Source organism: Bacillus sp. BS1807G30, assembly GCF_040047675.1.
In the GTDB taxonomy this organism is placed as follows: domain Bacteria; phylum Bacillota; class Bacilli; order Bacillales; family Bacillaceae; genus Bacillus; species Bacillus altitudinis.
The window spans coordinates 3405601-3427333 of record NZ_CP157353.1 but is presented as its reverse complement, the minus strand read 5'-3'; the positions used below and the strand labels follow the sequence as shown (position 1 = coordinate 3427333).

General features: G+C 43.3%; 22 protein-coding genes and 1 pseudogene. 17 read left to right on the top strand and 6 right to left on the bottom strand.

Annotated elements, in window-relative coordinates; all coding sequences use genetic code 11:
* Window positions 1-15 precede the first annotated feature (15 nt).
* The 5 genes and pseudogenes from ABG082_RS17695 to ABG082_RS17675 all read left to right on the top strand — a co-directional run bounded on the left by ABG082_RS17695 (window position 16) and on the right by ABG082_RS17675 (window position 5585).
* Window positions 16-1134 carry a hypothetical protein gene (locus tag ABG082_RS17695; protein ID WP_008345471.1) on the top strand — a complete coding sequence of 373 codons (1119 nt, stop codon included), beginning with the start codon at window positions 16-18 and terminating at the stop codon, window positions 1132-1134.
* A 426-nt stretch (window positions 1135-1560) separates the two neighbouring features.
* Window positions 1561-1815 (top strand): hypothetical protein, encoded by a 255-nt coding sequence (locus tag ABG082_RS17690; protein ID WP_008359596.1) that lies wholly within the window; start codon window positions 1561-1563, stop codon window positions 1813-1815.
* A gap of 130 nt (window positions 1816-1945) precedes the next feature.
* Window positions 1946-2659, top strand: a pseudogene (locus ABG082_RS17685) (IS3 family transposase); the annotation flags it as partial.
* 59 nt (window positions 2660-2718) lie between these two features.
* Window positions 2719-4281, top strand: a complete 1563-nt coding sequence (locus tag ABG082_RS17680; protein ID WP_348936329.1) for a hypothetical protein — start codon at window positions 2719-2721, stop codon at window positions 4279-4281.
* Window positions 4282-4508: 227 nt separating this feature from the next.
* Complete coding sequence (locus ABG082_RS17675) at window positions 4509-5585, top strand: chitobiase/beta-hexosaminidase C-terminal domain-containing protein (RefSeq protein ID WP_046344729.1); 1077 nt, start codon at window positions 4509-4511, stop codon at window positions 5583-5585.
* A 45-nt stretch (window positions 5586-5630) separates the two neighbouring features.
* Here the strand turns inward: ABG082_RS17675 and ABG082_RS17670 are convergent, their stop codons facing one another.
* Window positions 5631-6440: a bifunctional hydroxymethylpyrimidine kinase/phosphomethylpyrimidine kinase gene (locus ABG082_RS17670; protein WP_060832744.1), complete on the bottom strand. Its 810-nt coding sequence runs from the start codon at window positions 6438-6440 to the stop codon at window positions 5631-5633.
* Window positions 6441-6566: 126 nt separating this feature from the next.
* Window positions 6567-6872 (bottom strand): general stress protein, encoded by a 306-nt coding sequence (locus tag ABG082_RS17665; protein ID WP_348936328.1) that lies wholly within the window; start codon window positions 6870-6872, stop codon window positions 6567-6569.
* Window positions 6873-6999: 127 nt separating this feature from the next.
* Between ABG082_RS17665 and ABG082_RS17660 the strand changes: the two genes are divergently transcribed.
* Complete coding sequence (locus tag ABG082_RS17660; protein ID WP_007497795.1) at window positions 7000-7827, top strand: glycosyltransferase family 2 protein; 828 nt, start codon at window positions 7000-7002, stop codon at window positions 7825-7827.
* A complete protein-coding gene (locus tag ABG082_RS17655) occupies window positions 7824-8510 on the top strand; it encodes a uracil-DNA glycosylase (protein ID WP_348936327.1) in 687 nt (228 codons plus the stop codon). Before ABG082_RS17660 ends, ABG082_RS17655 begins: the two co-directional genes overlap by 4 nt.
* 26 nt (window positions 8511-8536) lie before the next feature.
* Here the strand turns inward: ABG082_RS17655 and ABG082_RS17650 are convergent, their stop codons facing one another.
* A complete protein-coding gene (locus ABG082_RS17650; protein ID WP_348936326.1) occupies window positions 8537-9895 on the bottom strand; it encodes an aldehyde dehydrogenase in 1359 nt (452 codons plus the stop codon).
* 172 nt (window positions 9896-10067) lie between these two features.
* On the opposite strand from ABG082_RS17650, the gene ABG082_RS17645 reads away from it, so the two are divergent.
* The 3 genes from ABG082_RS17645 (at window position 10068) to ABG082_RS17635 (ending at window position 12183) form a co-directional block, all read left to right on the top strand.
* The gene (locus ABG082_RS17645; RefSeq protein WP_017360122.1) at window positions 10068-10400 is read left to right on the top strand and encodes a YwdI family protein; all 333 of its coding nucleotides are present in this window, start codon (window positions 10068-10070) and stop codon (window positions 10398-10400) included.
* 33 nt (window positions 10401-10433) lie between these two features.
* A complete protein-coding gene (locus tag ABG082_RS17640) occupies window positions 10434-11744 on the top strand; it encodes a purine/pyrimidine permease (RefSeq protein ID WP_007497786.1) in 1311 nt (436 codons plus the stop codon).
* A gap of 67 nt (window positions 11745-11811) precedes the next feature.
* Window positions 11812-12183 (top strand): DUF423 domain-containing protein, encoded by a 372-nt coding sequence (locus tag ABG082_RS17635; RefSeq protein WP_003215282.1) that lies wholly within the window; start codon window positions 11812-11814, stop codon window positions 12181-12183.
* Between the two features lie 42 nt (window positions 12184-12225).
* Here ABG082_RS17635 and ABG082_RS17630 read toward each other — a convergent pair whose 3' ends face one another.
* The 3 genes from ABG082_RS17630 to ABG082_RS17620 all read right to left on the bottom strand — a co-directional run bounded on the left by ABG082_RS17630 (window position 12226) and on the right by ABG082_RS17620 (window position 14415).
* On the bottom strand, window positions 12226-12843 hold the full coding sequence (locus tag ABG082_RS17630; RefSeq protein ID WP_007497783.1) for a cupin domain-containing protein: 618 nt from the start codon (window positions 12841-12843) through the stop codon (window positions 12226-12228).
* 131 nt (window positions 12844-12974) lie between these two features.
* A complete protein-coding gene (gene gerQ / locus ABG082_RS17625) occupies window positions 12975-13517 on the bottom strand; it encodes a spore coat protein GerQ (RefSeq protein ID WP_007497781.1) in 543 nt (180 codons plus the stop codon).
* 223 nt (window positions 13518-13740) lie between these two features.
* Complete coding sequence (locus tag ABG082_RS17620) at window positions 13741-14415, bottom strand: YIP1 family protein (RefSeq protein WP_017360120.1); 675 nt, start codon at window positions 14413-14415, stop codon at window positions 13741-13743.
* 175 nt (window positions 14416-14590) lie between these two features.
* On the opposite strand from ABG082_RS17620, the gene ABG082_RS17615 reads away from it, so the two are divergent.
* Genes ABG082_RS17615 through ABG082_RS17585 form a run of 7 tightly spaced genes read left to right on the top strand, consistent with a single transcriptional unit; the run spans window position 14591 to window position 21733 of the window.
* Window positions 14591-15361: a glycosyltransferase family 2 protein gene (locus ABG082_RS17615; RefSeq protein WP_035702641.1), complete on the top strand. Its 771-nt coding sequence runs from the start codon at window positions 14591-14593 to the stop codon at window positions 15359-15361.
* 6 nt (window positions 15362-15367) lie between these two features.
* Window positions 15368-16780, top strand: a complete 1413-nt coding sequence (locus ABG082_RS17610) for a CDP-glycerol glycerophosphotransferase family protein (RefSeq protein WP_348936325.1) — start codon at window positions 15368-15370, stop codon at window positions 16778-16780.
* Between the two features lie 21 nt (window positions 16781-16801).
* Window positions 16802-17980, top strand: a complete 1179-nt coding sequence (locus ABG082_RS17605) for a DegT/DnrJ/EryC1/StrS family aminotransferase (protein ID WP_076821308.1) — start codon at window positions 16802-16804, stop codon at window positions 17978-17980.
* Window positions 17977-18852, top strand: a complete 876-nt coding sequence (locus tag ABG082_RS17600) for a GNAT family N-acetyltransferase (RefSeq protein WP_348936324.1) — start codon at window positions 17977-17979, stop codon at window positions 18850-18852. Before ABG082_RS17605 ends, ABG082_RS17600 begins: the two co-directional genes overlap by 4 nt.
* A 1-nt stretch (window position 18853) precedes the next feature.
* Window positions 18854-19978 (top strand): N-acetylneuraminate synthase family protein, encoded by a 1125-nt coding sequence (locus ABG082_RS17595; RefSeq protein ID WP_243824675.1) that lies wholly within the window; start codon window positions 18854-18856, stop codon window positions 19976-19978.
* Window positions 19968-20708 carry a glycosyltransferase family protein gene (locus ABG082_RS17590; RefSeq protein ID WP_212357102.1) on the top strand — a complete coding sequence of 247 codons (741 nt, stop codon included), beginning with the start codon at window positions 19968-19970 and terminating at the stop codon, window positions 20706-20708. The genes ABG082_RS17595 and ABG082_RS17590 overlap by 11 nt, the downstream gene beginning before the upstream one ends.
* A complete protein-coding gene (locus tag ABG082_RS17585) occupies window positions 20705-21733 on the top strand; it encodes a glycosyltransferase (RefSeq protein WP_348936323.1) in 1029 nt (342 codons plus the stop codon). Before ABG082_RS17590 ends, ABG082_RS17585 begins: the two co-directional genes overlap by 4 nt.

The following is a 21733-nucleotide window of genomic DNA, read 5'->3' as shown; positions in this document are numbered from 1 at the left end:
AAAGGAGATGATTGAATGAAATACTTTAAGTTATTTTTATTTGCTTGCGCCATAGCACTTGTTTGTTCAGCATGTTCAAAAAAAGAGGAGGCTGCGGGGGACTCTCCTAAGGGAGAATTGAGCCATATGAAAGATAGTAAATTTGCTATCATATATTCGCAAGCAATGGACAGAGGATGCGAGATGGTTAACTACAACGATGAAGGAAAGAAATTGTCGAGTATAATAATGAAAGACTGCGTGGGATTTACCTCATCTACTCAGAGCAATCATAATATCTACTTTTCATCCAACAGGTCTAACTATCATGTGTCTTTAAATAAGAAGACTGGAAAGGTAAAGGCTTTGAGTACAAAATCACTTTCAAAATCTACAGATGACGAGGGTGCATTCTTTATTAACTACTCTAATGGGTATGTTTTACACGACATTAACGTTGGTTTTACAGAGGATGGCTTAGTAGGAGAATTAGTCTACTGGAAAGAAGATGGCGATGATAAGAAACAGATTGAACTTGAAGGGTCGTTGACTTCGGCAGTATTTGAAGATGGGAAAATATATGCCGTTATTAATAATAATAACGATAGTGTTATAGCGTCTTCCATAGACCCAAAAAATCATAAAGAAAAACGAAAAGAGATAGACATGGACTCGGTCTTCTTCCCTGACAACAATGAATCTTTGAAGTCATTAAACAATAAAGAATTGTTGGTTGCCGTAAATGATGCCGTTGACAGTAAGCAAAATTCTATGTTGGTTATACTCGACAAGAAAACTCTAGATACGAAAAGAAAGATTGTCATGGATGAAGGCTTCACTATCTACAAGACTAATGTAGACAAGGATAGAGTCACGATAGCCTCCTATGAAGGAGAAGTCAAGACATTCAACAAAGACCTCAAAGAGATATCTTCTGAAAAGCTTCCACTTAATTTAAAATCAGATAACGAGCATTTAGAAGATGTTAAGATTTTAGATGACAAGGTTTTTGCATTGGTAAAGATGTCTGACAGGGATAAGAATGGGACTATTGGCAGAATTATTGAATATAATATTGAAAGCAAGGAATCTAAAGAGATATCACTAAAATCTGATAAAGATTGGGAAATGACAAGCATGGAAGTTATAAGATAGCTGATCACATTTATCACATCAACCATTTTCATATGATTATACTTAGTCTTACAGTTGTCAATAGAAAGAAAGAGGATAAACTCAATCGGAACTGTCGTTCATTTTTGCAAAAAATAAATGTTGCTTGTCAAAAAATGTTCGGTTTATGGGAGAGTTTTTTCATTAAAGCACTTCATCATACTTACGCAAAAAATTGTAGAAAAACATGGCTTTCTCTACAATCTGAGCAGATCAATGATCTGCTTTTTTCTAGTGAGATCAGCCTGTATCTTAAAGCCTATATCATGTATATACAAGGTTAGCCTAAAGCGGTTTGATGACGTTTTACATATATGATAACAGGTTCAATTATGGTATCATTTTAAAATATATACAGCTGAGGCTGACGTTTATCCAAATGCGGTAGGACAAAAAGGGGTTGTTTACTTGAATTCAAAACAGCAGCCGACGACTAGAAAACGCTTGGAGACAATGGCAGATCATGTTGAAGATAAACGTGAAGAATATAAAGAATTGCTGATTCAAGTCCAATCTATTCTCGGTGAACCTTCTCTAGAGCAGGAAGAATTAAAAGAGAAGCTGTCAGATACGTATAAACAAATGAAAGAATATGCCTTATTTGTTGAATCTATTGAAGCCTTTATTCGAAAAATGGCGAAAGAATCTGATCAGCAAAAGTAGGTAAAAAAGTATGGTGAAAGAGTGTACCTGGGTGCGGGACTGACCCCATAAGATGAGACAAATAAAAAACACCTTCAAGTTTGAAAACAGATCGTTGTGATCCGAAATAAAACATGGAGGTGTTTTTTCTATGGGGACAAGAGTGAGTTATCCGGTTGAAGTCAAAAAGAAGGCTGTGGAAATGAGATTGGCAGGCGTACCTATGAAAGAGATCATGCAGGAATTGAATATCAAGAATAAGACGCAGGTTCAGACATGGGTGAGATGGCATAAAGCTGGGGATACACACCGGTTCGAACAACCTGTTGGAAAACAATATTCCTATGTATGGAAAGGGCCCCGAGTACTCTTCCGAATTAGAGAGACTGCGGGCAGAAAATCGCTATTTGAGTCAACAGAATGAAGTTTTAAAAAAGTACAACGAATTGGAAAGGAAGTTGATAAGGAAACGTCAATCAAACTGGTAGATGAATTGTGCAAAACGATGACGGTACAGGACATCTGTTTCCATTTAGGCATCTCGCGCACTTCGTATGATAGATGGAAAAAGAATCTGACTCAGAATCATTCTAAAAGACAACTAGAGAAACAGGTCGGCACGTTGTGCCGAAAGCACGAATATCGATATGGTTATCGGAAAATCACAGCCATACTAAAAATGGGAATGCGTATTAACCATAAAACTGTTCAACGTATCATGCAGAAAAACCAGTGGCAATGCTGGGTTAAAATGAAAAGCCGTAAGAAGAATGGGCAGCCCTATGCAGTGGCTGGTAATATACTGGATCGGAATTTTCAGTCTGATTGCCCTCTTGAAAAACTAGTCACGGACATCACGTATTTGCGGTTAATTGATCAGAACCAAAATCATATTACTTAATAGTATGATCTTGAGGTGATCTTATGAAAAGATGTAGACATTGTAGAAAATCATGTCCATCTAATAAAAGAGGAAGTTGGTATGACTCGCATGAAGATTACGGTTGGGAGTGTGATACCTGTAAGAGAGTAAGGAAAAACCCATGTTGTGGAAAGGATCCGTGTGTGTGTGTTATTCAAGGTCGGACAGGTAGGAGAGGTCCAGCGGGTGCAGCAGGCCCAGCGGGTGCAGCAGGTCCAACAGGTACAACAGGAGCGACCGGTGTAGGCTTAACTGGTATCGTAGCATTTGATCCAGCGGATGCCCCAACCTATCCAGAAGGTCAAGTGGTGACATTTGATGGAAGTACGTATGTGGCGAATACAGCTTCACCAACAGGTACGCCAGGTACGTCTCCAGATTATACATTGTTAGCAGCTGCGGGAGATACGGGCGCCACGGGTGTCACGGGAGCAACAGGAACAGGAGCAACCGGTGCTACAGGAGATACAGGTACTACCGGAGCGACCGGCGCCACAGGAGATACGGGTGCCACGGGAGCAACAGGAACAGGAGCGACTGGTGCTACAGGAGATGCAGGTGCTACCGGAGCGACAGGAGCCACAGGAGATACGGGTGCCACAGGAGCAACAGGAACAGGAGCGACCGGCGCTACAGGAGATACAGGAGCAACCGGAGCGACAGGAGCCACAGGAGATACGGGCGCAACTGGAGCAACAGGAACAGGAGCGACCGGTGCTACAGGAGATACAGGAGCAACCGGAGCGACAGGAGCCACAGGAGATACGGGCGCAACTGGAGCAACAGGAACAGGAGCGACCGGTGCTACAGGAGATACAGGCGCAATCGGAGCGACAGGAGCCACAGGAGATACGGGCGCAACTGGAGCAACAGGGGCCACAGGAGATACGGGCGCAACTGGAGCAACAGGAACAGGAGCGACCGGTGCTACAGGAGCAACAGGAACAGGAGCAACCGGTGCTACAGGAGATACAGGTACTACCGGAGCGACCGGCGCCACAGGAGATACGGGTGTTACAGGAGCCACGGGAGCCACAGGAGATACGGGTGCCACGGGAGCAACAGGAACAGGAGCAACCGGTGCTACAGGAGATACAGGTACTACCGGAGCGACCGGCGCCACAGGAGATACGGGTGCCACAGGAGCCACAGGAGTTACAATACTATTAGTAACTGCCGCTGCTTCTACTGTTAATACTGATACTCAAACTGTTGCTAATGATGGTAATTTCTCACTAGTAGGGACTCAATTCTTGAATAATGTAACTTTTACTGCACCAGATACTTTTACCATACAACAAAGTGGTAATTATGATATAAATGCAATTGTTTCTGCTGTCGCTGGGCAAGCTGGTCCTCTTGGAATTGATGTAGTAATCGATGGTATTACATCAATCGCTGGTGGTAGAGTTAGGGGAACCACAGCTGGTCAAGAAGTAACAGCTATCGGTTTTACAGGTGCAATTTTTGCAGGACAGACAATTCGATTAACGAATACTAGTGGGCAGGCTATTACAACAGATTATGTAAGACTTACGCTTAACAAAATCGGTGAAACTATTTGATTTAGCAACGATAGATAGTTGGGTAACTTTATACTTTGTGTATTGATAGAATTAGATTGACCCCTTCATGAATCTGGCTGAAACTCAGTCAGGTCTTTTTTATATCTACTTGTGAATTTTTTTATTTTAGTCAGATCATTCAGAAATTTAAATGAAAGCGTTGACATTCCTTTTGTCATGGTACAAAATAAATAAAAATTCATCTGAGCATATACAGGAGGAACGATATGAACCATGCAACCAAGAAATGTCTGATCACCTTTATCATTGTGCTATTTTCTATGAGTTTTCTTCATCCTTCCGTTTCATCTGCCCGAACGCAACACACATCATTTTTTACACCTACTGCCTCCGTACCATCTGGTCAATATTATCGCTCGCAAGAGGTGGCACTCCATTCCCAGGTGCCAAAAGCTTCTCTTTATTACACAACAGATGGCAGCCAGCCGACAACTCAAAGTCAGCGATATAAAAAGCCTATTCAAATTGATACCGATACGACTTTAAAAGTAAGCGTTTACAAAAATAAGCATCGCCTTGCTACGTCTACGTACAACTATCGTTTTGTCACACGAGAGGACATTGCCTCATCTTTTTTATCTTTTGAATATCAAGGAATGCCTTATCGGTTATACATTCCGAAAAATCATAAGAGGGGTAAAGCTTATCCTCTCGTCCTGTTCTTACATGGAGGAGGGGAGCGGGGGACCGATAATCAAAAGCAGTTACTTGCAAATGATGGTGCAGTTTTATGGGCTTCTCCTGAAGTTCAAAAGAAACATCCTGCATACGTACTAGCACCTCAGGCTCGAAATGCTGTGGATGGGGGTTTTGCTTTAACAAGAAACGCGCAAAATGAGATCGACCTGACAAATGTGTTTCAATTTTCACCAGATTTACACAAAGCGTATGAAGTGCTTCAGCATGTGTTAACTTCTTATAAGATTGATCAGAAAAGGATTTATGCGACTGGTTTATCTCAAGGCGGATTTGGCTCGTATCAGTTGAACATCACATATCCTCGTTTGTTTGCAGCGATGATTCCTATTGCGGGGGGTGCAGATCCAAGCAAGGCAAGAATTTTAGCGCACAAGCCAATATGGGCATTTCATGCAGAGGATGATTCCATTATTCCTATCAGTTATGCGAGAAATACAATTCAAGCGATTCAAAAAGCTGGTGGAAGACCGATTTATACCGAGTATGCAAGCAAGTATGGGTATGATCATGCATCATGGACGCCTGCTTATGAGACGCCAGGCTTAACAGATTGGTTATTTGCACAGAGACTCAGCTTACGATAAACAAAAAAACCGATTCACCCAAGCGGCGGATCGGTTTTTAGTGTTTTATTTGTCCAAACGATGTGCGGAATGTTTCGTTGGTCCGATGTATTCGTTTAGTTGGAAAGAGCCTTTAATGGCAGCTGTGATGAATTCTTTTGCTGCATAAATGGCTTCTTTCACGTCTGAGCCGTTTGCTAGTTCAGCTGTGACTGCGGCTGAGAATGTGCAGCCTGCACCGTGTGTGTATTCTGTGTCGATCTTATCTGTTTCAAGGCGTTCGAAGGTTTGTCCATCATAAAGCAAATCAATCGCTTTATCAGGGCTTAGCTTACCGCCGCCAGTGATGACCACATACTTTGCACCAAGTTCATGGATGCGTTTTGCGGCTTCTTCCATTTGTTCCAAAGTTTTGATCTCGCCAATGCCGCTTAATTGACCTGCTTCGAAAAGGTTAGGTGTGATAACTGTTGCCAGTGGCGTGAGCTTTTCGCGCAATGCTTCAGCGTGCTCTGGGTAAAGGACTTCGTTCGCACCTTTACATACCATAACAGGATCAATGACGACATTTTTCAGCTCATATGTTTTGATCGTTTCAGCTGCGAGTTCAATGACGTCAACTGTTGGCAGCATACCTGTTTTTAACGCATCTACACCGATGCCTTCCACGATCGTTGAGAGCTGCGCGCGGATTGTTGATGTATCGATTGGAAACACTTGATGATCCCAGTTGTTATGAGGATCCATTGCAACGACAACGGTTAAAGCTGTCATCCCGTAGACGTTTTTTTCTTGAAACGTTTTTAAATCTGCTTGGATACCTGCACCGCCGCTTGAATCCGAACCTGCGATGGTGAGTGCTTTATTCATAGACATAGTTGCTGAACCTCCAATGTGATGTGTAACAGTTACTGTTCTATCCCTTATTATAATCAGCTTTTCCATTTATCACAATGAAACGGCATAAAAAAGCGTTCCACTCTTCATGGAACGCCTCATTCTTTATCTTTTACAAATCACCAATTTCCCTTTTTTCAGCTCCTCTAAAAGCGTTAAGGCTAATTCTTGATCGGCGCCGGTCGACATGATTTTGGCCATCAGTTCATCATCCCTGGTGCGAATGATATTGGCGATTTGATCTAAAATCCCTTGATCAACAACTGTCATGCTCTTTGCTTCCGTGTACTCAGTAACGGTATCAGAGCGTTCGGGGTCATACGCAAAAACAAACACATCGTCCTTTGCTGATTGTATCTGTTCGATCGTCTGTTTGGCTTCTTTACTATTCTCAACTGTGAAAAATTCCATCATCATCACTCCTTTTCATCAAAAATTCCCATTTTCTCGATCAATCAAACCGCCTTTTATATCATGAGAAGAAAGCCGATTTATGTTTTAATGAAAAAGACGAATCTATTAAAGGAGTTAGGCCGATATGAAGATTTCTTTACTAATTGTGACACATAACCGGCTGAGCGCATTGTGTGAACTGCTTGAATCCATCTCGAGACAAAGCGTACAGCCTTTTGAAATTGTGGTCGTAAATGATGCAGGAGAGCGAGTGGACGTGATTCAGGAACTCTATCCCGAGCTGCCAATCCGCTTGATTCATTTAGATGAGAATGTCCAGCATGTGAACGCAAGAAATGTTGGGGTGCGGGAGCTGACAGGTGACGTCATTATGCTGAGTGATGACGATGATTATTTTACACCTTGTCATATTGAACGTATGAGCAAGGCGCTGGAAGACGCTGATTTTGTCTTTTCGGATGCGGAAATTGTTTCGTTTGAAGAACGAGGTGCGACTCGTTTTCCAGTATCAAGACGTTTGTTTGCTTATACAGCGGACATTGAGGACATGCGTGTTTTTTCTACATACGTTCCTTCTGGCAGTATGTACAAACGCCGCATACATGATGAGATCGGCTATTTTGATCCAGCGATGCATCACTACTGGGACTGGGACTTTTTCCTGCGTGTTACGCAGCATGCACGAGCCAAACGAGTGCCAGCTGCCAGTGTGATCTATGCGTTCTTTGATGGTGGGGGCAATCAGTCGAGTGATCTTGGTGAAACAAGGAAGAACTACTTAGATGATCTGAGTGAAAAGCATGGGCTCGGTGATTTGCCGACAGCGAACTTTGCTGTCCTATTAGAAGAACCAGCGATGAAAAAACGAGAATCAGAGAGTGAGATTGTATGGGATGGAAAACCGATGATCTCAAGATTGGCACAGCAGACAGAAGGAGGACAACCGCAATGAAGCCATTTTTAAATGATAGCTGGTGGGCTGTGATGAAAAGTGAATTTGAACAGCCATATTATCAGGAATTACGTGAGTGGGTAAAGGAAGAATATCGTACGCAGATCGTGTTTCCAAAGCCAGATGACATTTATCGTGCCCTCCATTTGACGTCGTATGAAGCTGTGAAGGTCGTGATTTTGGGACAAGACCCTTATCATGGCCCGGGACAGGCACACGGATTAAGCTTTTCTGTTCAGCCTGGTGTCAAACATCCGCCCTCTTTGAGAAATATTTTTCAGGAGCTAAAGGATGACCTCGGTTGTCCGGTCCCTAACCATGGCTCGCTTGTCAGCTGGGCAGAGCAGGGTGTCTTGCTGTTAAACACCGTGCTCACTGTAAGAAAAGGGGAAGCGAACTCGCATAAAGGCAAAGGCTGGGAACGTGTGACAGACCGCGTCATCGACGTCCTGAATGACCGAGATCAGCCAGTCGTTTTTGTGCTTTGGGGCAGACATGCGCAAAATAAAAAAGGACGCATTGATCAAAGTAAGCATTACATCATTGAGTCACCTCATCCAAGTCCTTTTTCCGCAAGAAACGGCTTTTTTGGCAGTCGTCCGTTCTCAAAAGTAAACGCCTATTTAAAGCAAATGGGGATCGATGAAATCAACTGGTGTATCAAGGACATCGAATCAAAATAGGACGAGGGAAAATCCCTTCGTCCTGTTTATTTTAAAAATTTGCGGACAATGTCGAGTCCGTTTTTCGCATTTGGATAGCGGAAAGAAAAATCAAAGCGATTGGTCTGGCGCAGGACGCTTTTTTCATGCGTAAAGGTGAAAAAGCTTTCTTTTCCATGATATCGTCCGATACCACTTTCACCAACGCCTCCAAATGGTAAATATGGAGTGGCGACATGCATCAGTGTATCATTAATGCAGCCCCCGCCAAATGAGAGGTTGTCTAGAATATAAGCTTCTGTTTCTTTATTTGTTGTAAATAAGTAAAGAGCGAGCGGCTTCGGTCTTGCCTTAATCATGTCAGCTGCCTCTTGAAGAGAGTCAAATGAGATGACAGGCAAAATAGGTCCGAAAATTTCCTCCTGCATCACAGGGTCTTCCCATGTAATGTGATCTAGAATGGTCGGTGCGATTTTGAGCTCTTGTTCATTGCGCTGTCCACCTGTCACAATCGTGCCATTTGAGAGAAATTGTGAAAGTCGATCAAAATGACGCTGGCTGACATTTTTTCCGAAATGCGGATTTGTTTCAGGCTGGTTCCCGTAAAAGTCACGGATACAGGTCGTCATTTCACGCAATAGGTCCTCTTTGATCGATTCATGAACAAGTAAATAGTCTGGTGCAATGCATGTTTGACCAGCATTTGTGAATTTACCAAAGGTGATTCGTTTTGCAGCGAGCTTGATGTCTGCATCAGGCATGACAATGCATGGACTTTTTCCGCCGAGCTCAAGTGTGACAGGTGTGAGATGTTTTGCGGCCGCTTCCATGACGACTTTGCCGACGGCTACACTTCCAGTAAAGAAAATATAATCAAAAGGCAGTTTCAGAAGCTCTGTGCTGACATCCACACCGCCTTCAACGACCGCTGCAAGATCTTCTTGAAACACGCTTTCCACAATCGTGCCAATCACGTTTGAGACGTGCGGCGTTAATTCTGACGGTTTTAAAGTAACGGCATTTCCCGCAGAAATGGCTCCAACTAATGGCGAAAGGGCCAATTGGAAAGGATAGTTCCAAGGGGCAATAATCAGAACACTTCCGTACGGTTCCTTAATGATCATACTTTTTGATCCGATATGGGTCAGAGGTGTTTTCGCGCGAGATGGTTTGGCCCATTTGTGAAGATGTTTGACGGTATGATTGATCTCTTCATATACCATGCCAATTTCTGTTGTATAGGCTTCCTGTTCGGATTTATGTAAATCATGGGCTAAGGCTTGTAATATGTCCTTTTCATGATGTTTAATGGCTGCTTTCAAATCGTTAAGAAGACGGATTCGTTCTTGAACCGCTGGTGTTTGCACGTTTTTTTGTTTGTGAATGAGTTCAGTGAGTTTGCTCATCTTTCAGTCCTTTCAAAGACGATATTGTTTCTTTATTATTATGTGTGAATCTTGGGTAAGGGTCAAATAAGATGAACAGAAGCACACAGCTTTGAAAAAATGAACCCATTCGGTTTGTTCATTTGGTAAAATAATGTTGGAAAACGAATTTTTTAGATTGGAGGGTCTACCCTTGAATATTCATATATCAAGTCTGCTTCAAAAAATGGAGGAAGCCATTCAAAAAGCAAAACAAAGTGGAAATGATGAAGAGGTGAAACGTCAAGCGGCGGTCATCTCTTCACTATGTGATGTCATTCTCGACACATCATCACAGGTGCAAATGCCGCAGTCTTCGGTTATTTCACCACCTCCATCTATACAGACACCATCTGCTCCGGCTGTGTCTACGGATCAAGCTATGTTAGAGAAATTGATGGGCACTAGCGGTGCAAAGAAATTTCAGCATAAAGAAGAGGGTCAACAAGAGAAAGAGGGCAACGGTGACTCTATTTTTGATTTTTAATGGTCTTGTCACGACAAAGGGAAGGTGATCGGGTTGAAACTATTTTTGGGCGCCATTCAGTGGATGGCATTTTTTATCGCAGCTTCTATTGCTGTGCCGATTGCGATTGCACAAGCATTTGAATTAAATCAAGTGCAGTCGGCGGAACTGATTCAGAGTACATTCTTTTCACTTGGACTTGTGGCGATGGTGCAGTGTTTATGCGGTCATATGCTGCCAATCAATGAAAGTCCAGCAGGGCTGTGGTGGGGGGTATATACCCTTTATGCAGGCATGACAGGGACAATTTTTGCCACATATCCTGAAACCTTGCAAGCATTACAAGGGGCGTTAATTTTTAGTGCGGCGTTCTTTTTTATTTTTAGTCTTTTTAAAATCATTAATTGGCTTGCGTCTTTATTTACGCCGGTTGTCACAGGTATTTATTTGCTGCTGCTTGTTGTGCAGTTAAGTCAGCCAATCATGAAAGGGCTGATGGGGATCGGTTATCGGGGAAATCAGGTAGATGGGCTTGTCTTTTGTCTATCGATCTTGATTATTGTCATCACCTTCATGATCAGCCGCTCAAAATGGCATTATTTAAGACAGTTTTCTGTGTTATTCGCACTTGCAGGCGGCTGGTTGTTATTTGCTTTACTCGGACTAGCGAAGCCTGTTCGCATTCCTGAGCAGATCATTGAGTTTCCAAAACTGTTTCCGTTTGGCATGCCGGTCTTTGACAGTGGCCTGCTTGTCACGTCCTTTTTTATTACGATCTTACTCATTGTGAATATGCTGGCAAGTATTCGAATTGTGGAAAGTTCCGTCAAGGCATTTGGTGAACTGCGTGAGCGGAAACGAGCCAGACCGGCTGGTTTTGTCGCCGCATTTGGTCATTTGCTGAGCGGACTGATTGGTGCGATTGCGCCTGTTCCTATTTCAGGGGCAGCGGGCTTTATACAAACAACAAAAATTCCATCGAGAAAGCCATTTTTTCTTGGCAGTCTGCTCATTGTCCTCATTAGTTTATTTCCATTATTGATGAGCTTTTTCTCTGCATTGCCGTCACCTGTGGGGCTTGCTGTGAACTTTGTAGTGTTCTCTTCTATGATTGGGATTGCCATGTCAGAATTCGATCAGTATGAAAAAGAAGACATCCCGCGCATTCGATTTGTGCTTGGCATCGCTGTTTTAGCAGGCGTGGGCGCAATGTTTGTGCCACAAGGGGCATTGAAAGGCATGCATCCTGTGCTGATTTCTTTATTGAGCAATGGTCTTGTTCTTGGCACACTGATTGCGATTGTGGTCGATCAAGTGCTGCTGCGAAAGAAGAAGAAATCCGACAATCTCGTGTCAGCATCATAGGAAAGTTGAATGTTGGATAAGACCCGCGCTATGATAAACATAATTGATGAGATAAGGAGAATGACGAATGAAACTATTTTTCATATTAGGTGCCATTAACGCCATGCTTGCGGTTGGTCTTGGAGCCTTCGGTGCACATGGACTGGAAGGGAAAATTCCTGAAAAGTATATTGAGATATGGAATAAAGGGGTTCAATATCAGATGTTCCATGCAATTGGCCTGTTTATTGTCGCCTTTCTGGCAGATAAGCTGTCAGGTGTTTCCCTAGTGCCGACCGCTGGCTGGGTGATGCTGGCAGGCATTCTTTTCTTCTCAGGAAGCCTTTATGTGCTTGCCTTGACTCAGGTGAAGATTCTAGGTGCCATTACACCAATTGGCGGAGTGGCATTTATCGCTTCTTGGATCATGCTAGTGATTGCAGCAGCAAAAAATTTATAAGCTAGGAAAACCGATGCTCTCATAGGGGCATCGGTTTTTTTCTTAACTCCAATAAGGAGAATAGTTCGGAGGTGCTTGATAATAAGGTACATAGTGAGAAGGGGGGACAGGGTGCGTTTGTGCCTCTTCCTCCCGATGGCAGAAAGGTCCGATAAACACACCAGGTTTCACAGGCTGCGTCGCCTGTTTCCACTGCGTTTCGTTCATGCAATAAGTATGTGCCATGATGTGAGAAGGCGTGAGGGTTAGAAGGTCTGAACCTAAGATGACTTCTGGTGTCGATGCGTTAAAAATGGCTAACAAATGGGTTTTGTCCTGTAAGGCGACTTCGTAATGCCACCAGCCTTGTGGCACATTGGCTACCTGCCCGGGGGTAATGGTGTAGGTGGACAGCTTTTTTGTAAAAGGGTTCAGCATGGATACAGCAGCAGAGCCGGCGATACAATAAACAAGCTCGGCAGCATTTTGATGATAATGAGGCTCTACTACTTTGCTTTTACTCAAATATATATCCAGCAGAGATACTTGATCGAGCGAATTTAATTGTTTTTTTCCTAAAACATTAATCAGGTTGTGTTGGTCATATTTCACAAGGGGGCTTTGATTCAAATCAAATGAATATTTGACATTCGGCGATGTATAATCCAGCTCAACAGTCATTGATGTCACCTCTAGGCGTTTAATAAAAACTACTAGGCATCTTATGAGCCTTCCCCCGAAGGTGTGTCAAAAACCTAGACAAAAGAAAAAAGCAAGGGCGTCTGCACCTTGCTGCTGATATGACCTTGAGGTTATCTTGGGGAATACGTAGACATCGAGTATGGATAGTCATATTGAATTTCCCCATCAAACGTAATGTAATCAAGATAGATTGTTAACAATAAGTATCGTGTCCCTGTTTTGTTATCACTAATGATAATGTGATCACGTCCCGCGGCCTCAATGACTCCTCTAAAAATCTTTGAGTTCCATTCTTTACTTGCCTCAAACGTCATATAGATCGTGGCTACTTTGCCGCGGTTTAATCGTAAAATATTTTCAATATAGGACTGCTCAAGCGGCAGTTGACCGGTGACGTTCTGCTGATAAATCGGTCCAGAAGGAATTTGATAGGGCTGCCCGCCACTTTGCCCACCTTGGCCTCCTTGTGAAGTACCAGTAGACGGCATTGGCGAATACCCCTGCTGCATTTGACCTTGCATTTGACCCTGCGTTTGGGGAGGGACTGAATAACCCATCTGCTGCGCAGGATACGGATTTGCTCCATATTGTTGCTGGCGAAAATCTTGACCTTCGAAACCCGAACCTTGCCCAAATTGATTTTTCAATTTCATAACGTTCCTCCTCTTTCCTCATGGTGTTCTAAACAGAAGGCAGAAAAGCGCCTGTTGTTTCCATAGCATTCTTTTTCTCTTTCACACTATGAGACAGGAAGAGAGAATATGTACATTGAACGAAAAAAAGGAACTGCTTTGTGCAGTTCCTCAGTGTTCAGGCAAACCCCGTACTCGTAATTCCTAGACTGCAAAGGTTTTCAACAATCTAAGGAATGCCTCTTTACATCAACCAATTCATAGCCCGCTGGACGTCATAGAGAAGGGTCATGATGAGAAAAAATAAGGCGATCGGTGTGATGGCAATGATAAAGGCCTGCCATATTCTCAGCTTCATCACAGCAACAAGGCCTAAAACAGCCATCCCAAATATCCATGCTTTGGTATACGCATCAACCAGTGGTAAAACACTGAGATAATACCATACTTCATAGTGCTGGTCTAAATAGGGTGAGATTTTCACAAATGTATACGGACCAAGCAACCCCACAGTAAAAATCCAAGTAAGAGCAAATAAGGTGGAAGGGAAAATGACCGTCAGTGTGCAAGCTTTGAGCACATCTCGATACGGCGCTTTACTGCCAAAAAACAGTCGTCCTAACCACTGTAAAATGAATGAACCAAAAAATAGAAGAAAATTGCCTACTAAAATACCAAAACCTGCTCCGTGTAACAGAATAAAAGGATATGGAATATGATTGCCCATATACTCACTAAAATACCCTTCGTACATCCAGCTTGTACCAGCGATACTTGCAAGGAGTATCATCAGCCACATGGGAATAGAGGTATGTTCATATGAGCGAATAATCGTTTTTGTCGCGACAAAAATTTTAAAGAATCGAAAAAAACCTTTTGCTTCCTCTTCTTGGGAGAGATCACTCTTCATATACTCCAATGTTCTTTACTCCTTTAATACACATAAATGATTACTTATATTACCAAAATTTTTACGTTTTTCAAAGATAGATCATGAAAAAAATCCAATTTTATAAAAAATAGGTCACTCTACAGTCTCTTTAAGAGGAGACACATATGATAACCATAGTTTAAAAGAGACCGAGGTGGAAAAATTGACGAAAGTAACGGTCATTATGACGAGCTACAACAAAGCGGCCTACGTTGGCAGATCAATTGAAGCGGTGCTGCAGCAGACCTTGTCAGACCTTGAACTTTTTATCATGGATGATGGATCAAACGAACAAACCCTTGCTGCTATTGAGCCTTTCCGTAAAGATCCACGCGTCCATTTTATCCAAAGCGGGGTGAAAACGCTGGAGGAAAGAACGGCGAAAACACGCTATGCCGTCCTCATTAATCAAGCATTAGAACAGGCAAAGGGCGAGTATATTTCCTATGCCACAGATGACAATGTCTATGCACCAGACCGTTTAGAGAAGCTCACGAAATATTTAGATGCTCGTCCGAATGAAGAAATTGTCTATTCTAGTTCAAAAGTTATCTATTTAAATAGCGAAAAAGAGCCAGTAAAGGAAACGATTCGACCTGCGCAAACGGTGCAGTGGAATGCACCTTGTGCCATTGATCACTGCTCGGTTGTACATCGTGCATCCATTTTAACAAAGATTCGTGCTGAGTTTGGATCCTACTGGGACGAGAGTCCGCATTTTTATCGAATAGGAGATGCCCGGTTCTTTTTTAGATTAAATCACTTTTATCCGTTCTACCCTTTTGATGAGGTATTGGATACAAACTACATCACAGAACAGTCTATTCATTATCAGTTGGCAGAAGATGAGAAAAGCGATTTTATTCAAGCACTTCCTCCGCAGTCTACCTGCAGGGAGCTCCGCCATATATTAAAACAGAGACATGGGAGGTGACCTTAAGTGTCGCATTATATTCATCATTATTGGCAAGTGTACTTTGAGTATGTGAATCTGATGAAAGACTTATCCTATCGCCATATACCCCTTGGGTTAATCAGTAATTTTTATCAATACATCAGCCCAGAAGTGAGAGAACGTATGGAAGATGAGGCGTTTGGTGAAGAGCTGTCAACGACTTGTCCAAAGCCGCAAGACATTCAGCCCTTTTTTGATCAGCATAAACAGCAGATCAAGCGTACCCCTTATCGTCCGAGTCATGGAAAGGTGCTTCTTCACTTTGAACACTTACGTTTTACTGAACAAAATTACACGCGGTTCCATCCGAACCAAACAGTGGTGCTCGCGCGCTGGAAGAAGGCTGATTATTTCGGATTACCAGTGATCAGTAAGCCTGAATTAGCCAGAGAGGTTAATAAAGAAGCCCATGTTGAATATATTGAAAAAGCAAATGCTCTATTGAAACCTTACGCCCAGCATCCTGTCTTTGGTAATGTCTTTTTTAGAGAAAAGCTTCGGAAGGACATTGTGCAATTTATTGATGTGATTGACCAAATAGAAACGCTATTTGAGATGCAGCCTATTGCAGCTGTAGTGGTTGGTACGACGGAGGATGCTTATAGCCGTGTGCTCGCCTTGCAAACCGTGAAGCGCCATCTCACAAGTATTTGTCTTCAGCACGGTGCGCTCATGGGAGACGAAGCCTTTTTGCCGATTTTCACCACCTGCCACGGAGTGTTTGGAAAATATGAAAAGGACTGGTATGTAGACAAAGGCTGTCAGCCTGAGCAGGTGGAGATCACAGGTCACCCGAGATTTGATTTGGTGCAGGAGCGAACACCGCTTCAACAGGAAGTGGTCTTTCGTAAATTGAACTTCAATCCTGCCAAAAAGACTGTGCTTGTGGCAACACAGCCGTTTTCAGAAGCCTTTTACGGTGATGTTCTTAAAACGATTGCAAAACGGAAAGACATTCAGCTGATTATGAAGCCGCACCCGTGGGAAATCGCTCGAAATCGTTTAAATGACTATACAGCGATTGAGCGCGCGGGGAACCATGTGAGATTAATTAAAAAAGAGATCGACTTGTATGACCTCCTGCCGTATATGGATATGGTCATAACGCTCACATCAACAGTTGGTCTGGAAGCAATGCTCTTTAAAAAGAGTGTACTGATTGGAAAAATGACAGAAGGCAGAAGATACCCTTATTACGAGTCGCTTGGCAGCTGCCACATGGAAAACCCTATTGAGCTGGCCGAGAAAGCGATCCGTATTTTATCGGATGAACAAGAAATAAAGCTGGCGAAACAGCAAGGGGCTCGTTTCATTCAAGAACATTATCCGCATGCACAATCGACCGATGTTCTGCTTTCTCTGCTCAAAACAAAAACAGGCATGGATTTTCAGAGATGAAGATAGGGGTGTGCAAGCGATATGGGACAAAAGAGAGCACAATTTCTTCCTTATGCACTGCCTTTTATTGAACAGGAAGAAATTGATGAAGTCATTGGAACATTAAAGTCCGGCTGGTTGTCCACCGGACCAAAAGTTAGACAGTTTGAAGAAGAGTTTAGGCAGCTGACTGGAGCGAAGCACGCAATAGCAGTCAATTCATGTACAGCTGCTCTATTTTTAGCGTTAAAGGCGAGAGGCATTGGAGCTGGTGATGAGGTCATCACAACGCCTCTGACGTTCTGCGCAACAGCCAATACGATCATCCATACGGGGGCAGCCCCTATTTTCGTGGATATTGATCCGGCGACACTCAATCTAGATGCGAAAAAATTAGAAGCGGCTATTACACCACATACAAAAGCGGTTGTCCCTGTACATTTTGCTGGTCAATCGTGTGATATGGACCGAATTTTAGCGATTGCCAAAAAGTATGATTTGTTCGTGCTGGAGGATGCCGCTCATGCCCTTTATACGACCTATCACGATCAACCGATTGGATCAATTGGTGATGCGACCGCTTTTAGCTTCTATGCAACGAAAAACATAGCGACTGGTGAAGGCGGCATGCTGACGACAAATGATGATGCCCTTGCAGCTAGAATCAGAAGGCTGGCGCTCCATGGCATGAGTAAGGGAGCGTGGAATCGTTATGGAGAAAAGGGAACATGGTATTACGAGGTCGAGGAACCGGGCTATAAAATGAACATGTTTGACGTGCAAGCATCGTTAGGGCTCGTTCAGCTAAGCCGGTTGAAGGAGATGCAGACACGCAGAGAACAGATTGCGAAGACATACAATCAGGCATTTCAACATGAAGCTGGTCTCATCTTGCCGCCTGTACATGATGAGGGAAGACATGCGTGGCATTTATATGTGCTACAAGTTGATCCAAAAGAAGCACTGATCACACGCGATGACATGATTGATCAGCTGCAAAAGGAATATAAAATCGGCACGAGTGTTCATTTTATTCCCGTTCACTTGCATCCATATTATGAGAAGACCTACAACTATTCACCAGAGGATTTCCCTGAGGCACTCACTTATTACAAACGAACGCTCTCGCTTCCGCTCTATCCAAGTATGACAGATGAAGATGTGCAGGATGTCATCACGGCAGTCGTGTCTATTTTAAAAGACAAGAAGGCCTCTTCATGAAAGTCGTTCATGCAATAGACGATCAGGTGCTCGCATCTTGGCTGAAAACATATGATCATGAAGCGGAACGCATGGCAGGATTCAAGCAGTTTGCTCTTGTCAGCGGCGCTAAGCTCAAAGCAGTGCTGTTATACGAATGGTCCAAATGGGAGAGCGGCATTTTTGACAAGCATATTTTTCATGTGAAGTTTGTGGAAGCTGAATCAGCGCTGCTCTTTAAAGAATTGATGGAGAGATTCATCAATTGGATGAGAACAGAAAAATGTGATTTTTTCTTTTTACGGCTTGAGGCGGCTGATCTTGAAAAAAACCGCATTGTTCAAAAACTATCACATGTGTATTATGTCGGTGGTCTGACTAGGCTTGAGGCACCGCCTGCCCTCATGGAGATGCCATTATCAGATCAAGATGTGGTGATGGGTGTGCCAGATAAGAAGGATTACGATGAGGCGGTCTTACTAGGTGATCAGGCTTTTGTGAAAAGCCGTTATGCCCTTGACCCATATTTAGACCAGCGTGTTGTTCAGCATTTTTATCAAGAATGGATGAGAAACAACCTACTTGGACGCGCAGATATCAACCTCGTTGCCAAGGTGAATGATGAAGTGGTTGGTTTGATTCAAGGTATGACAAAGGGTCATGAGATGGGGCTTGAGCTTTTTGCGATTAGACCGGATGTTCAAGGAAAAGGGATCGGAAAAAAGCTGTTTATTGAGATGATGAAAGTGTCTCATGACAGAGGGCATCACTTCATTTCTGCGGGGACACAGCTTCATAATACAACAGCCATCCAGCTGTACGAAAAGATGGGGTTTAGGACAACAAATGCCTTTTTGTATTACCATGTGTGGCCGAAAAAAGGAGAGAGGTAAGATGGCGCATTTCTATATCGGAGATCGCAAAGTGGGAGATGGTTCGCCTGTCTTTATCATTGCAGAGGCAGGCATTAACCATGATGGCAAGCTGGATCAGGCACTTGCTTTAATTGATGTGGCAAAAGAAGCAGGGGCTGATGCGGTGAAGTTTCAAATGTTTCAAGCGGATCGGATGTATCAAAAGGAACCGGGGTTATACGAAACGGCCAAAGGAGAAGAAGTGTCTATTTTTTCTTTAGTGGAACAAATGGAGCTGCCGCCTGAATGGCTGCCTGTCTTATTGACACGTTGTAAGGAAAAAGGACTGATGTTTTTAAGCACCGTGTGTGACGAAGAATCGGCTGATTTATTGAATCAAACGAATCCGCCTGCTTTTAAACTGGCATCCTATGAAATCAACCATTTGCCTCTTTTGCGTCATACGGCTTCTTTTCAAAAGCCGATCATTTTTTCAACAGCTGGAGCCACCATTGCAGATGTTCATGAAGCATACGAAACGATTACGAGCCAGCAAAATAAGCAAGTCGCCATCATGCATTGTGTGGCAAAGTATCCAGCGCCTAGAGCATATACGAACCTGCGGGTGATTCAAACCTTAAGATCCGCTTTCCCTGAAGCAGTCATTGGCTTTTCAGATCATAGTGAACACCCGACGGAAGCGCCAGTAGCCGCTGTGAAGCTCGGGGCAGCAATGATTGAAAAACATTTTACAATAGATAAAACATTACCCGGAGCGGATCATTCATTTGCTCTTGATCCTGAAGAATTAAAGGAAATGGTTCAGCACATTCGAGCGGCAGAAAAGCAGCGGAATCAAGCAGAAATAGACGTTCATTCATTACCAGAGGAGCTTCTTGGCAGTTCTTATAAAACGACAACAGCCATTGAAGGGCAGATTCGAGAATTTGCGTATCGAGGAATTTTTACGACAAAAGGCATTGCAAAGGGTGAGACCCTCACGTCAGAAAATGTAGCCGTGCTGCGCCCCGGACAAAAAAATCAGGGATTGCATCCGCGATATATGCCAATTTTACTTGGCACAAAGGCTGTGAGAGACATCCCAGCTCATACAGGCGTTTCGTGGAAAGACGTACTCACGCAGGAGTCTCATGATGATGCATGATGTGTTTTTTGTCATTCAGGCTAGGATGGGGTCAACAAGACTGCCCAAAAAAGTGATGAAACCGATCGGCGGCATGGCGCTGATTGATTGGATTGTGGAGCGGGTGAAGCAATCAGATAATTACCATCACAAAATGCAAAACCTTATGATTGCCACAACGGTCGAGCCAGAGGATGACTATTTGGCTCAATATTGTATGTCAAAGGGCTATAAGGTGTTTCGAGGCAGTGAGGCAGATGTGCTTGAGCGGTTTGCGCAGATTGTCCGCCAGTTTGAACCTAAAACGGTTGTACGTTTAACGGGAGACAATCCATTTATAGATCCTTCGCTTTTGTCGAAAATGCTTGAAAAACATAGACAGGAAAAGGCTGATTACACATATACGAACGGAACACCACTCGGTATTTCCGGGGAAATGATTGAAGCATCTATTTTATGTGAAATCGACAAATTTCCCCTCACTTATTCAGAACGTGAGCATGTCACGCTGTATATCAGAAAGCATCCCGAGCAATTTTCCCTTCAATTATTCACACCGCCCAAAGAACTTGCATATCCTGCTTATCGATTCACGATTGATACAGAAGAAGATTATGTGTTTGCTACCCGTTTACTAGAGAAAGCTGGTGGTTCTATTGCTGTGCCGACAGCTGAGCTCATTTCCATCTGTGAACAACATCCAGACATTGTTCGTTTGAATCAATCTGTGAGACAGAAGGATGCTGAATGAACAAAAAAATCATGATTGTTGTTTATGGTGGTTTTTTAAGAGGAATGGGTCATGTCGTCAGAATGAAACGTTTGGCAAAAGAACTGCTTCAAGAAGGGAACGACCTATATTTCTATACAAATGATCAGATTTGTGTAGAAATGCTTTCGCACCCAGAGTGGTACGTTCACATGGTGCATGAGTCGAATGCGCTTCTCCAGGTCCAACAAGACATCAAAAAGCTAAAGCCTGACCTTTTAGTCATAGATGTGCTTGATTGTGATCTTCAGTTTCTTCAAACGATCAAAGACTCCTGTGGCAGTGCGAGGCTTGTCTTATTTGAGGAAAAAAGAGAGGAAGCCTGTCAGCTTGCGGACACGGTCATAAACGGCATTTATGGCGGTCTGGACGGGAAGCACGAGCAGCTTAATGGCACGGCTTATTATCATGGAACGCCCTATTTATTGTTAGATCACGAGTTTAAACGATTCAAAGACACATATGAGGTTCGGAAAGAATGTAAAAAGGTGGTCATCAGTCTTGGCGGTAGTGATCCGTGCGGCCTGTTATCAAAGGCTGTATCGGCGCTTCTTCAAACAAATCACCTAGACATTTTAGCGGTCGCAGGAAAAGCCTCTCACATCAAAGAGCGAGTAGAGGCGGAACATATCCAATTCATTCAACATACAGATCAACTACCGGTTCTTTTATCAGAAGCTGATGTGGCTATCGTAGCAGGCGGTATGACGTTATATGAGGTAATTTGTATCGGGGTGCCCAGCATTGTCCTATCGCAAGTAGACCACCAAGCAGTGACAGCGAGCATGTTTGCGCAAAAAGGAGCTTGTTTTCACCTTGGATTAGGTGACCTTGTGGAAGAAAAAGACCTGTTGCAAGCTGTTCAAAAACTGTCTGACAGCTATTTTCTCCGCAGAAGCATTCATCTTAATGGACGTTCACTCATTGATGGAAAAGGAATCGAACGAGTGAAAAACATTCTTATACACCTCATGAATTCACACCAAAAAGAACATAAGGATGTGTAG